The organism is Bradyrhizobium sp. JYMT SZCCT0180 (genome assembly GCF_018130165.1).
In the GTDB taxonomy this organism is placed as follows: domain Bacteria; phylum Pseudomonadota; class Alphaproteobacteria; order Rhizobiales; family Xanthobacteraceae; genus Bradyrhizobium.
On sequence record NZ_JAFCLZ010000033.1, the window covers coordinates 28,373 to 40,983 of the forward strand.

General features: G+C 63.5%; 12 protein-coding genes. 7 read left to right on the forward strand and 5 right to left on the reverse strand.

Annotated elements, in window-relative coordinates; all coding sequences use genetic code 11:
* Positions 1–138: 138 nt before the first annotated feature.
* The 3 genes from JQ641_RS34390 to JQ641_RS34400 all read left to right on the forward strand — a co-directional run bounded on the left by JQ641_RS34390 (position 139) and on the right by JQ641_RS34400 (position 3,514).
* A complete protein-coding gene (locus tag JQ641_RS34390; protein ID WP_212001004.1) occupies positions 139–2,580 on the forward strand; it encodes a cache domain-containing protein in 2,442 nt (813 codons plus the stop codon).
* A 361-nt stretch (positions 2,581–2,941) separates the two neighbouring features.
* The gene (locus JQ641_RS34395) at positions 2,942–3,205 is read left to right on the forward strand and encodes a hypothetical protein (protein ID WP_212001005.1); all 264 of its coding nucleotides are present in this window, start codon (positions 2,942–2,944) and stop codon (positions 3,203–3,205) included.
* A 42-nt stretch (positions 3,206–3,247) separates the two neighbouring features.
* Positions 3,248–3,514 carry a hypothetical protein gene (locus tag JQ641_RS34400; protein ID WP_212001008.1) on the forward strand — a complete coding sequence of 89 codons (267 nt, stop codon included), beginning with the start codon at positions 3,248–3,250 and terminating at the stop codon, positions 3,512–3,514.
* Between the two features lie 69 nt (positions 3,515–3,583).
* Here JQ641_RS34400 and JQ641_RS34405 read toward each other — a convergent pair whose 3' ends face one another.
* Positions 3,584–3,814 (reverse strand): hypothetical protein, encoded by a 231-nt coding sequence (locus tag JQ641_RS34405; protein WP_212001010.1) that lies wholly within the window; start codon positions 3,812–3,814, stop codon positions 3,584–3,586.
* A gap of 965 nt (positions 3,815–4,779) precedes the next feature.
* Between JQ641_RS34405 and JQ641_RS34410 the strand changes: the two genes are divergently transcribed.
* Positions 4,780–5,559, forward strand: coding sequence for a calcium-binding protein (locus JQ641_RS34410; protein WP_212001012.1), 780 nt, complete (start codon positions 4,780–4,782; stop codon positions 5,557–5,559).
* 90 nt (positions 5,560–5,649) lie between these two features.
* Here JQ641_RS34410 and JQ641_RS34415 read toward each other — a convergent pair whose 3' ends face one another.
* From JQ641_RS34415 to JQ641_RS34425, 3 genes are all read right to left on the reverse strand, one after another.
* Positions 5,650–5,976, reverse strand: a complete 327-nt coding sequence (locus tag JQ641_RS34415; RefSeq protein ID WP_212001014.1) for a helix-turn-helix domain-containing transcriptional regulator — start codon at positions 5,974–5,976, stop codon at positions 5,650–5,652.
* A 2-nt stretch (positions 5,977–5,978) separates the two neighbouring features.
* Positions 5,979–6,317: a type II toxin-antitoxin system RelE/ParE family toxin gene (locus JQ641_RS34420; protein ID WP_212001087.1), complete on the reverse strand. Its 339-nt coding sequence runs from the start codon at positions 6,315–6,317 to the stop codon at positions 5,979–5,981.
* Between the two features lie 238 nt (positions 6,318–6,555).
* Positions 6,556–8,163, reverse strand: coding sequence for a winged helix-turn-helix domain-containing tetratricopeptide repeat protein (locus tag JQ641_RS34425; protein ID WP_212001016.1), 1,608 nt, complete (start codon positions 8,161–8,163; stop codon positions 6,556–6,558).
* 254 nt (positions 8,164–8,417) lie between these two features.
* On the opposite strand from JQ641_RS34425, the gene JQ641_RS34430 reads away from it, so the two are divergent.
* From JQ641_RS34430 to JQ641_RS34440, 3 genes are all read left to right on the forward strand, one after another.
* A complete protein-coding gene (locus JQ641_RS34430) occupies positions 8,418–9,269 on the forward strand; it encodes a class I SAM-dependent methyltransferase (RefSeq protein ID WP_249151093.1) in 852 nt (283 codons plus the stop codon).
* Between the two features lie 204 nt (positions 9,270–9,473).
* Positions 9,474–10,343 carry an alpha/beta fold hydrolase gene (locus tag JQ641_RS34435; RefSeq protein WP_212001028.1) on the forward strand — a complete coding sequence of 290 codons (870 nt, stop codon included), beginning with the start codon at positions 9,474–9,476 and terminating at the stop codon, positions 10,341–10,343.
* Between the two features lie 108 nt (positions 10,344–10,451).
* Positions 10,452–11,336 (forward strand): efflux RND transporter periplasmic adaptor subunit, encoded by an 885-nt coding sequence (locus JQ641_RS34440; protein WP_212001030.1) that lies wholly within the window; start codon positions 10,452–10,454, stop codon positions 11,334–11,336.
* Positions 11,337–11,454: 118 nt separating this feature from the next.
* On the opposite strand, the gene JQ641_RS34445 is transcribed toward JQ641_RS34440, so the two are convergent.
* Positions 11,455–12,294, reverse strand: coding sequence for a caspase family protein (locus tag JQ641_RS34445; protein WP_212001032.1), 840 nt, complete (start codon positions 12,292–12,294; stop codon positions 11,455–11,457).
* Between the last annotated feature and the right edge of the window lie 317 nt (positions 12,295–12,611).

Sequence of the window (12,611 nt, forward strand, 5' to 3'; positions counted from 1 at the left end):
CATGTGTGGGATAGGCCACCTGCTCGGCCCCCCAAATCGTGCTAAACAGGCCCAACCGCGGCGGCTCCCGGCCGGGGAATGCCGCCAACGGCAAAACCGATGCGCGCGCAAGATGCGTGACGCTCGAGGGTTGTGGATGTGAGCGCCGTCAAGGAGAAAGTCAGGTTTCTGCGTGAGGGCCTGTTCGCGAAATACGTCGTCGCGCTGGTCGGCCTTGTCGTGTTCGTGCTCGCCGTCAACGGCGCGATGGAAATCTGGATCAGCTATCGCGGCATCAAGTCCTCGCTGACCGACGGCATGTCGGAGAAGGCGGAAGCCACCGCCAAGCGCATCCAGCAATCGATGTCGGACCTCGAACGGCAGATCAACTGGGTGACGCGGACCTCTTCCTACAAGATCGAGGACCGCCGCGCCGACTATGCGCAATTGCTCACCCAGGTGCCCTATGTGAGCCAGCTGACGCTGCTCTCGGCCCAGGGCCGCGAGCAGCTCCGCCTGACGCGCCAGACGGTCCACTACGGCAGCAACGCCGATTTCTCCCGCGACCTGCGCTTCACCGAGTCCGCTTCCCGCGGCACCAGCTTTGCGACGCCCTACTTCCGGGACGGGCGGCCGTTCACGTCGATCTCGTTGCCGCATTCGGATTCCCAGGTCACGGTCGCCGAAATCAACCTTACCTTCCTGCAGGATTTCTTCGGCGATACCGAGGTCGGCAGGACAGGTTTTGCCTATATCGTCGACAGCAAGGGCCAGGTGCTGGCGAGTTCGTCGAAGGGCCCCGAAATCGGCAAGGACGTCTCAAGCCTGCCGCAGGTCGCCGCCATCAAGGGCTCGCTGCTGTCGGAGGGCACGGACATTGCCGGCAACGACGTGCTGACGACGGTGAGCGCGGTGCCGCGGATCGGCTGGTTCGTGTTCTTCGAGCAGCCGACGGCGCAGGCGCTGACGCCGATCCGCGAGCAACTGTTGCGCATCGCGCTTCTGATCGCGATGGGCCTCGTGACCGCGATCATCGCCGGCACCGTCATGGCGCGGCGGATGCTGGTGCCGATCAACGCGCTGCGCGCCGGCGCGCACCGGCTCGGCGGCGGCGATTTCAGCCACCGCATCGAGGTGAAAACATCGGACGAACTGGAAGAACTCGCCGACCAGTTCAACGGCATGGCGAGCCAGCTGGCGGAAACCTATTCCGGCCTCGAGGCCAAGGTGAAGGAGCGGACGCGGGATCTGGCGCAGTCGATCAACGAGCTGAAAGTGCTGGAAGAGGTCGGCCGCGCGGTGTCGTCCTCGCTCGACCTCAACGCCGTGCTGCCGACGGTCGCCGCGCGCGCGCTCGAAATCACCCATGCCGACGCGGTCTTGATCTACGGCTATGACGCCGCGAACCGCAAATTCAACCTCACCGAATCGATCGGCATCGACAAGGCGGCCGAAGGCAAGCACCTTGCAATCGAGGCCGACAACTCTCCGCTCGGCGAAGCCGCCGCGCGGGGCGAGCCGATTGCGATCCCCGACCTCGATGCGACGGCGGATCATCCGTTGCGCGACGTCGTGGTCGAGGCCGGTTTTCATTCGGTGCTGGTGGTGCCGCTGGTCGACCAGCAGGGCATTTTGGGATCGCTGGTGGTGCTGCGGCAAAACGCCGGCGAGTTTTCCGACAATTTGATCGGCCTGATGAAGACCTTTGCGCACCAGAGCGTGCTGGCGATGCGCAACGCGCGGCTGTTCAGCGAAGTCGATCACAAGAGCCGCGAACTGGAGATGGCGAACACCACGGTGCGCGAGCAGGCCGACAAGTTGCTGGAGCAGACCGACCAGCTCAAGGACTGGAACAGGTCGCTGGAGGAGCGGGTCGAGACCCAGCTCGGCGAGATCGAACGCATCCGCCGCCTGGAGCGTTTCCTGGCGCCGCAGGTGGCCCAGCTGATCGCCTCCGGCGACGGCCATGAAGGCCTGCTCGACAGCCACCGCCGCGAAGTCACCGTCGTGTTTTGCGACATGCGCGGCTTTACCTCGTTCACCGAGACCACCGAGCCGGAAGAGGCGATGAACGTGCTGCGCGAGTATCACGCCGCGCTCGGCGCGCTGATTTTCAAATACGAAGGCACGCTCGACCGCTATGCCGGCGACGGCGTGATGATCCTGTTCAACGCGCCGATCCAGTTCGAGGACCACGTCAAGCGCGCGGTGAAGATGAGCGTGGAGATGCGCGACACGGTGGGCGCGCTGACCGAGAAGTGGCGCAACCGCGGCCACAATCTCGGCTTCGGCATCGGCATTGCGCTGGGCTATGCGACGCTCGGCCAGATCGGCTTCGAGCAGCGGCTGGAATACGCCGCGATCGGCAGCGTCACCAACCTCGCCTCGCGGCTGTGCGACGAAGCCAAGGCCAACCAGATCGTGGTGTCCAGGCGCGTCTACGGCATGGTCGAGCAATGGGTCGAGGGCCGGCCGATCGATGATCTCAATTTGAAGGGCTTTAACCATCCGATTCTTGCAGCGGAAATTACGAGCTGGCGGGAAGAGGTGGATAATGTCGTGGATGCGGCGTCGGCCGCGCGAAGGCAGAAGAAGTCGTAGCCGGGCGACGGTCCCTCCTCGTCATTGCGAGCCACCGGGTCGCGCGAATGCGCGCCCGATGACAGGCTCCGCGAAGCAATCCATAGCGGCCCCGGGGAGCGATGGATTGCCGCGTCGCTGCGCTCCCTTGCGCAAACGCTTCGCGTTTGTCGCAGGCAATGACGGGCGACGCTGCGTTCCCTCCCCGCAAGGGGGAGAGAGCAGAGTGCCCGGGCGACATATTTGATTTCTCACACAAAAACACGGTTCCGCACCCACATCGCATAGAACCCGTTGCCCGCTGGATGCGACCAACGGCGGTCAGTTCGCATAGAGGTTGCGGCCTGGACAGTTCAAACGCCCACAACCAGGAGCCGCCCCCATGCTTTCCCGCACCGCCTATGTATCCGTCATCACCCTTGCCGCCGCCGTCGCCGCCATTGCTTCCGCTTCGATCGCGCAGGCCGGGATGGTCGGCAATTCCAACTTCGCCGGCTCGAAAACCGTGATCAACCGCCCGATGCCGACGCCGCCCCGCGTTCAGACGCCGCTGCCGATGATCAAATCGAATCTCAAGCTGGATTGCCGCGCATACCGCGATCGGGACGCGGCGGGCAACGTCTTTGCTTCCTACCGTTGCCGCTAGGCGTCCCAAGACGACAAACACCCAACAACCAGGAGCCACCCCATGTTTTCCCGCACCGCGTACGTATCCATGATCACTCTTGCCAGCGCCGTCGCCGCCATTGCTTCCGCCTCGGTCGCGCAGGCCGGGATGGTCGGCAATTCCAACTTCGCCGGCTCGAAAACGGTGATCAACCGTCCGCTGCCGACGCCGCCCCGCGTTCAGACGCCGTTGCCGACGATCAAATCGAATCTCAAGCTGCATTGTCACAAATACGTCGATCGGACCACCAATCCGGGCCACCCCGTGATGGCCACCACTTGCCACTAAACGATTAAGGACGACGAGCGACATGGAACGTTCAAGCTCCATGTCGTCGCCGGCCCGTCGTGACGAAGGTCAAAAGTTGCACTTCGCCGCGTTGACGACCTTGATGCCACCGGTCTTGGGATCGAACTTGGCCTGCTTGCCGACGACGCAACCCTTGCCGTCGAGCTTGCCGTCATCGAACAGTTTCTTGCCGTTCGAATCGTAGATCGCCATGCGGTGCTTGCCCCTTGCGTAAGCGCCCGAGGAAGCGGTGAGCGCAACGGCGACGGCGGCGGTGAGGATGAGAGCTGAGCGGAACATTGTTGAAGACCTTTCGTGTTGAAATCTCCCCATCGGAGACAGCGCGACGTTAAGATTTTCTGCCGTGTCACACTGTGCGTGGAGTCACATCCAATGCGTGTGTCGCGCGTTATCGCCCGCTCTGTTCATTCCAAATTGGATTGTCATCCCCGCGCATGCGGGGATCCAGTACGCCGCGGTTTCTCGGTTCAATCACTACTGTCTCTGGGATACTGGGTCCCCGCCTTCGCGGGGACGACAATTGTGGGTGTGACACACATGTGGGTGTGACACACACTTCGACATTCTCGCGACGCATTGGCCCGAGCTTTGCCAGAAACTTCCCGCCCTCGAATACAGAGGGCGCAGGGAAGACCGGGTGCGCGCTGCACCCGCGGTCCCGTGTGCGGTTAGCACAAGAAATGCTGCACACGAGCATACAGGGCAGCGGAGAACACCCGGCCTTCCCTGCGCAATGGCTTTACGGCTTATGCCGTGCTCTCCCCGGAGACGAGTTCTTGGTTGACTCCGTCACCACCGGTTCAGCTTGCGCCTAGCCGACGGCTTGACGCCAGCAACGGGCGCCAGGACCACACGGTTTTGCCGTACGCCCGTCCACGCCGTCGTCAGACGTGAACCAGCGTCCACCGCAACCCGTCCAACGTCCGTGACGACGGCCGACGCCCTCTGAGTGGGACGGGATGGCGATAGATGCGCACTGATTTGGGTCGGCCGACAACAGAAATATTTTGATTTACAGAAATTTTCTGCTTGACACAACTTCCGTAAATCAGAACTGATTTGCCCGTCGGGTTGTTTTGTCGCACTCAACCGTCATTGCGAACGCACCACGACACCTCGATCGCGCCGCGAACCACCCCATGCGCCGCCTGTTCCCCAGGGAACAGCGCCGGCCGGCCTTCCCTGCGATGTTCTCGGTCACAGGCAAGCCCATTCCGGGCGGCCGACACAGAGGGAACACGACCATGCCGATCTTTCCTTGGAAGCCTTTCAACAAGCTGGATTACGCCGAACAACAATCCGAACTGACCCAGGACGACGCCCGCGACGGTTTTCTGAATCTCGGCAGCGGCAACAACTTTCACTTCCAGCTGACGGGCACCGCCACCAAGAACGTCAACGGCCAGGGCGGCAACGACACCATCATCCTGGACGGCAACTCCGCCGACAAGGTGTTCGGCGGCTCCGGCAACGACACGATCGACGGCGGCGCAGGCGACGACAATCTGAACGGCCAGTCGGGCGAGGACCACATCTTCGGCGGCGCCGGCGCGGACCGCATCAGCGGCGGCAGCGACAACGACTATCTGGTCGGCGACAATGACGCGGTTGCGTCCAACCTGCACGGCATCGACACGATGTTCGGCGGCAGCGGCGAAGACACGCTCTACGGCGGCGGCAAGGCCGACGTGATGTCGGGCGGCACGGGCAACGACAATTTCGTCTACTTCGTCGGCCTGGGCACTGAGAACGAGAGCGCGGTCGGCGCCGCGGACCGTATCACCGACTTCCAGGTGGGCGACAAGATCGACGTGTCCTTCATGGACGCCGACGGCAATTCCGCCAACGGCAACAGCACCTTCACGTTCTCGTCCAGCGGCGCGACCACCCAGGCCGGCAAGTTCTGGTTCGAGACCCACGACGACGGCCAGCACGTGTTCTTCAACATCAACGGCGGCGCGGCCGACATGGAAATCATCTCGACCAACAGCCACCAGTTCACGACGGCGGACTTTATTCTGTGAGGTGAGGTTGTTCGGTGCGGTGAGTGCCGGATGCGTAGACATGGACCGCCAGCTTAGTCGGGCTGGCGGTCTTTGTATTAGGGGCTTCCGTCAGGCTGCGTCGGCCACCGCGCGCACGCGCAGACGAACGCCCGTCTCGTCCTGCAGCAGGCTGATGACGCCGAGTAGGTTCTCAGCCGTCGGATTGCCCGACGGTCCGAACATGCGCATCAGACTCTTCGGCGACCTGCCAAGCGCGTCACCAAGTTTTTCGAAGCCGACCGTGGCGTTGATACACGAGCGCAGTGCGGCGCGCCCCTCCTCCAGATCGCCATCGAGCAGCGCCTGCATCGCCTCCGCGAGCAAAGCTTGCCGAAATTTAACGTCGCGGCGCGCCCGCGCCTGCACCGTCTCGCGAAAACTTCGCGTCAAGGGCATGGTCAGTTCCTTCTTGTCCGTCCGGCCGCCTTGCGCGCCTTGTACGCGCGCCAGTGGCGTAACGCGCTCTGGATATCGTTCTGCTGCCGTTTCTTGGTGCCGCCGCCGAGCAGGATGACGAGCAGCTTGCCGTCCCAGCCAAAGTAAACCCGATAACCGGGGCCACGATTGATCCGCAGTTCCGAGACACCTTCGCCGAGCGACTTCGCGGTCGAAGTGTTACCTTCGCCTAGCCGATCGATGGCAATCGTGACCCAAGCCGCGGCCTGATCGTCGAGATCATCGAACCAACGCCTGAAGGGGCTGACATCCTCATCTGTGACGAATTCCTCGACGAGGATCAATGGTACCTCTTATGTTACCATATGGCAAGCCGAACGCCACGCCGCTGTCGTTGATCGCTTTGATTTTCGTGAACAACTGCGTGACCTTCTCGGCATCAAAAAGCTGATCCTTGGAGCGAAGTCCCCCTGGTCAACATTCCAACCCTCGATTGCATTACGCGCAGGTTGGAATAGCAAACAATTTGGAGAAGACGAAGCTTGGGCAGACTATGGGCTCAGACGTTGGAATTACCGCCTACCCCAGCCCCGCCCGCCTAAACCCCTCCAGATAATGCTCCCTTTCCACCTCATGCTCATACGGCATCTCGCTTCCTAGCCAGGCCAGCGAGATATTCGGCTGTACGTTCCGCAGCCCCTCCAGCGCGGCGGCGGCCGCCTGGGTGAAGCCGGACATGCCGAGGGAGGCCGTCAGCACGCGGTGGGCGCCGACGAAATCGGGGCGCTGGCGCAGGGATTCGCGGGAGAGGCGGATCGCCTCCTCGTAGTTGCGGCCGACATACTGGCAATAGGCGGCGACGCCGCAATAGATGCCGGCAAAGGGATCGCGCGGGGAAAAGCGCAGCGCCTGCCGGGCGGCGGCGTCGCCGTCCTCCCAGCGCCCGCGATAGGACAGCGCCACGCCATAGATGCCGCGCGCCGGCGAAAAATTCGGATTGAGCCGCAGCGCCAGCTCGAACTCGGCGATGCAATCGTCAAAGCGGCGGTTGAACAGATAGACGCTCGCCAGCGCATAATGCGCCCAGGCATCCTCAGAGTCGGCGCGGATCGCCGCCAGGGCGGCGCGTTCCGCCGCCCGCACCGCAATCGGCATGTCCTCCCAGCCCATATGGGCCGCAAACATGTGGCAGGCCGCGAGCAGGCTGAGCGCCTGGCCGTAGCCGGGATCGACCGCGATGGCTTTTTCGAGCAGCGCCTGCGCCACCAGATTGTCCGACCGCGTCACCCGCCAGTAATGCGACAGCGCGCGCATGACGAGATCCCAGGCGTCCATGTTGTCCGGCGTCTTGCGCTGGCTGCGGAAATTCTCGGCGGCATAGAGCTGCGGCTCGATCGCGGCGACCACGGCCTGCGTGATCTCGTCCTGCACCGCGAACACGTCGGCGAGATTGCGGTCGTAGCGCTCGGCCCACAAATGACTGCCGGTGACGACATCGTTGAGCTGCGCGGTGATGCGCACATGGTCACCATCCTTGCGCACCGAGCCCTCGACGACATAGTCGACGCCGAGCTCCTCGCCGATCTGCTTCAGATGCACCTGACGGCCGCGATAGACGAACGAGGAGTTGCGGGCGATGACATAGAACCAGCGCAGCTTTGACAACGCCGTGATGATGTCCTCCGAAATGCCTTCGGAAAAATATTCCTGCTCGGGCTCGCCGGAGATGTTTGTGAACGGCAGCACAGCGATGGCGGGGCGATCGAGCGCAGGCAGGGACGCGCCGGCGGGTTCGGGCGCGGGCGATGGGGAGGCAGTGGTCGCGCTTTGCGGCGCAAGGGCGCCGCTGAGCGCGGGTCGCGCCGCAAGAGCGCCGCTGCCGCTGCTGACGTCACCGACAAACCTAAAACCCTTGCGCGCGATGGTGCGGATCAGCGCCTGGTCCTTGCCGCTGTCGCCGATGGCGGTGCGCGCGGCGTTGATGCGGCTGGTCAACGTGGATTCGGAGACGATGCGGCCGTGCCAGATGCTCTCGATCAGATCGTCCTTGGTAACGACGTGGTCGCGGTGCTCGACCAGGTACATCAGGAGATCGAACACCTGCGGCTCGACTGCGACAATTTGGCCATCGCGGGTCAATTCGCGCACGGCGCCGTCGAGCACATGGTTTGAGAAGTGAAACTGCACGCGAGGATCCCCGTGACCGGTTGATCGGACCCGCTTGTCGCCCGGTTTTGCCGGGTTTTGCTGGCGGGGGCGCTCAATTAGCGCGCTCAAGTCAGCCATGACGTGTCTTACCTCACAGATTCCCGCCTCACAGAAAAATCAGGGTGGCCTCAAGGCAAAATCAGCCCCGTCTCAGAGTCTTTAGGTCCTCCGAGCGGCATGTTCGGTTCAGCGTTGTCACCCCCGTGACCGCATGCCACAGAGGAGGAAACTGCATGGCCACCACAGCTACCGCCACAATGCCGGCTTCAACCGCCACCCCCGCCCCCGATCTTGCCGCGCTGAAGACCAGGCAGCAGGCAGCGTGGTCGTCAGGCAACTACGCCATCGTCGGTTCCACACTGCAGATCGTCGGCGAGCAGCTGTGCGAAGCAATGGACCTCAAGGCCGGCGCCAAGGTGCTGGACGTCGCCGCCGGCAACGGCATGGCCTCGCTCGCCGCCGCGCGCCGCTGGTGCGACGTGACCTCGACCGATTACGTGCCGGCGCTTCTGGAACGCGGCCGGGCGCGCGCCAATGCCGAAGGCATGGGAATAGAGTTTCGCGAGGCCGATGCGGAGAACCTCCCCTTCGACAACAACAGTTTTGAAGTGGTGCTCTCGACCTTCGGCGTGATGTTCACGCCGAACCAGGACAAGGCGGCGGCAGAATTGCTGCGCGTGTGCAAGCCGAAGGGCCAGATCGGGCTCGCCAACTGGACGCCGGACGGTTTTATCGGCCAGGTGTTCAAGACGCTCGGCAAGCATCTGCCGCCGCCCGCGGGCGCAAAATCGCCGGCGATGTGGGGCACGCGCGCGCGGCTCACCGAGATGTTCGACGCCGGCGCGGCCTCGATCAAGGCGGAATCCCGGCTGTTCAATTTCCGCTACCGATCGGCCGAGCATTTCCTCGACGTGTTCAAGACGTTCTATGGCCCGGTGCTGAAAGCGTTCGCCGCGCTCGAACCCACAAAACAGGAAGAGCTGCACAACGATTTGCACGCGCTGATCGTCCGCATGAACCGCGCCACCAACGGCAGCATGGTGGTGCCGAGCGAATATCTCGAAGTGGTGATCACGAAGCGATGACGATTCACTTCCAGACTCCCCGCTCGCCTCTTCTTACCTCTCCCCGCTTGCGGGGAGAGGTCGGATCGCATCGCGATCCGGGTGAGGGGGTACAGGTCTCTCCATTGGCCCAAGCGCTCGCGGTGAGAGCCCCTCACCCCGCCCCTCTCCCCGTAAAGAACGGGGAGAGGGAGATTGCGCGAAAGAACATACAGGATGAGTTCGATGAATGTTTTGACTCAAGTACCTTCACGCAAAAGCGCTACCGCCTGCGTCGTCGCGCTGCATTGCTCACTCGGTGCGGGACGCCAATGGGCAAAACTCGCCGCCGAATTTGGGCCCGGCACAAAGCTGATCGCGCCGGACCTGATCGGCTATGGCAGTAAGGTCTGCACGTTCGACCTGCCGCTGACGCTGGCGCAGGAAGTGGCGTGCCTGCGCGAGACGCTTGATCCGGTTGATGGCCCGATCCATCTGGTCGGGCATTCCTATGGCGGCGCCATCGCGTTCAAGATCGCGACCGATCCGGCGTATGAGCATCGCATTCGCAGTCTGACGCTGATCGAGCCGGTGCTGCCGACGCTGCTGCGCGAAAGCGCGCCGGACCGGCGGCTGCACGACCAGTTCGAAGGTCTTGCCGCCGAGGTGCGAGAGGATATCTGGAACGGGTCAGTGCTGGAGGCGATCGACAAGTTTTCCGAGTTCTGGTTCGGCTCCGGCCCGCGCGAGGAGCTGTCAGTGGCCGCGCGCATCCGCATGATCGAACATGCGGAAAGATTACCGTACGATTTCGCTGCCGCGTTCGCCGAACAGAACGTGACGATGGCGGCGGCCTCGCTACGGGTACCGACGCTGCTGTTGTCCGGCGGGCAATCGCCGAACCTGACCCAGCGCATCGTCCGCCGGCTGGCCGCGGTGATCGACGGCGCCGAACTGCGCCATCTGCCGGATGCCGGCCATATGCTTGCCATGACCCATGCCGCCATCATCAACCCCGTGATCGCGGCCCACATCGCCCGCGCCGATGAACTCGCCGGCGTGTCGCTGGCGGCCGGTCAGCCGGCGGCGAAGCTGGTCAGCCTGGCAGGCGGTTGAACGGCGATTTGGACCATCTTGGTGGTCTTCTTGCCGCTTGGCGCGCCGGTCGGGCATCTGGTATCCATTTCTGGTATTTATGGGCCCGAAACTGGAAATGAAACGCCGATGATCACCGCGCGCGACCTCAAGCTGCCTGCCCTGATGCTTGCGGGGGCACTCAGCCTGGCCGCGCCACAGGCGTTTGCCGCCGACGAGGAAACGGCGCCCAAGGGCGCGGCGGTCACCGTGTTCAAGGCCGCGAAATCCTGCTTCGGCAACAATGTCGAGGTGTCCGGCACCATCATCGCGCGCGAGGAAACGCAGGTGCGGCCCGAGCGCATGGGGCTGAAGGTCGCCGAAGTGCTGATCGATGCCGGCGATACCGTCACCGCTGGCCAGACGCTGGCCCGGCTGACGTTGCCGGAAGGCGGCACGGTGCTGGTGCAGGCGCCCGTCGCCGGGCTGGTTTCGGCCTCGACCGCCGCGGTCGGCGCCATGGCGTCGGGCAAGGGCGAGGCGCTGTTTTCGATCATCGCCCGCAGCGAATTCGACCTCGTCGGGCTGGTGCCGACCCGCGACATCGCAAAACTTCAGATCAACCAGAACGCACGGATCAAGGTGATCGGCGCCGGCGAAGTCGATGGCAGGGTGCGGCGGCTGTCGACCACAGTCGAGCCCAACAGCCAGCTCGCCCAGGTCTTCATCGCGGTCACCACCAACCGCCGGCTACTGGTCAACTCCTCCGGGCGGGCGCAGATCAAGACTGGCCAGAGCTGCGGCATCTCGGTGCCGCTGACCGCGATCCTCTATGGCAATGCCGGCACCGTGGTGCAGGTGGTGAAGCGCCAGCGCGTCGAGACGCGGCGGGTGGAAACCGGATTGATGTCACAGGGCCAGGTCGAGATCCGCGAGGGCATCGTCGAAGGCGATATCGTGGTCGCCCGCGCCGGTGCCCTGCTGCGCGAAGGCGATCCGGTGCGCCCGGTGATGGTGGCCTCGGACGCGAAGTAAGGATTGGCTGGAATCGTAGGGTGGGCAAAGCGCAAGCGTGCCCACCATTCAAGTCAATGATTCCGGGAGAGATGGTGGGCACGGCGCAAGTGCGCCTTTGCCCACCCTAGGTCTGAAATCAGCCGCCGATGCTGACGTCTTCGAGCAACGAGGACGACACCGAGGGAACCTGCTCGCCTTCGCTGGCGCGGGAGATGGTCGCGCGCGTTTTGTTGAAGGCGGTTTCGACGCCCGCTTGCGCGTCGAGGTTATTGAGCAGCTCGGACATCAGCACGCTGTACTGGCCCTTGGAATCATCGGCCACCTTGCCCGGCGTCGCCGAGGTCAGGATCAGCGCGTTTTCGGGCGCCGAGATCGGCGCCAGGCCGTGGGAGTAGGAACGGAAACGGCGCTCATAGGGGTTGCGGCGGGAGGCGTCGACCACGACGAGTTTGACCTTGGCGCCCTGCTCCTTCATCGCGTCGAGCACGGCCTCGATGCTGACGCCGTCGCGGCGGACATCGGCTTCCTTCCAGATCGCGGCATCGACCGGGATCATGTAGCTCTGGCGGCCGACCTGGACGCCGTAGCCGCCGAAGAACAGCATCACCACGCTGTCGGGCTTGATCTTGGACTTGAGCCGGCCAATGGCGCGGGCCATGTCGTCCTTGGTGGCGTCTTCCACCACGTCGACGTCAAAGCCCTTGCCGCGCAACGCCGCGGTCAGGCCGCGCGCGTCATTGATCGGCTGCGCCAGCGGCGCCGAGGCGTCGGGATAGTGGCCGTTGCCGATGACCAGTGCGACGCGGGAAGTCTTGGTGGCGACGTCGGAATTCTGTTCGGTCGCGATCGCCTTGGCGGCATCGAGCGAACGCTTGTTGAGCGCAGCATGGGCGCCGATCGCCAGTGACACCAGGCCGACCAAAGCGGCGGCCACGGTGATCGAGCGGCGAGAGATGCTTGGCTTGCTACCGTCCATTGTTTCAATTCCCAATCGTTGACCAGGGCGCGCCAGTTAGTCGCGCCAGTGCCGTTTAGGTTTGAGGGGTTGCGAATTGGTGTGCCGTCGAATTATGGCAATTTGCGGCACCGCAACAAAGAAACCCTTAACCCGCACGGCCATTGCGGGCAACCTCCTTTGGCGCATGACGTTCCCCAAGAGAATGATGGTACCAAATCGGGACATTTTACGTGACATCAGTCACATTTGTATTTCCCGCTGATTTGTATCATTTTCAATGGCTTGCAGGCCGGCGGTGGATTCGACGGCCCTCGGTTCACGGTTCCGGCGAAAAG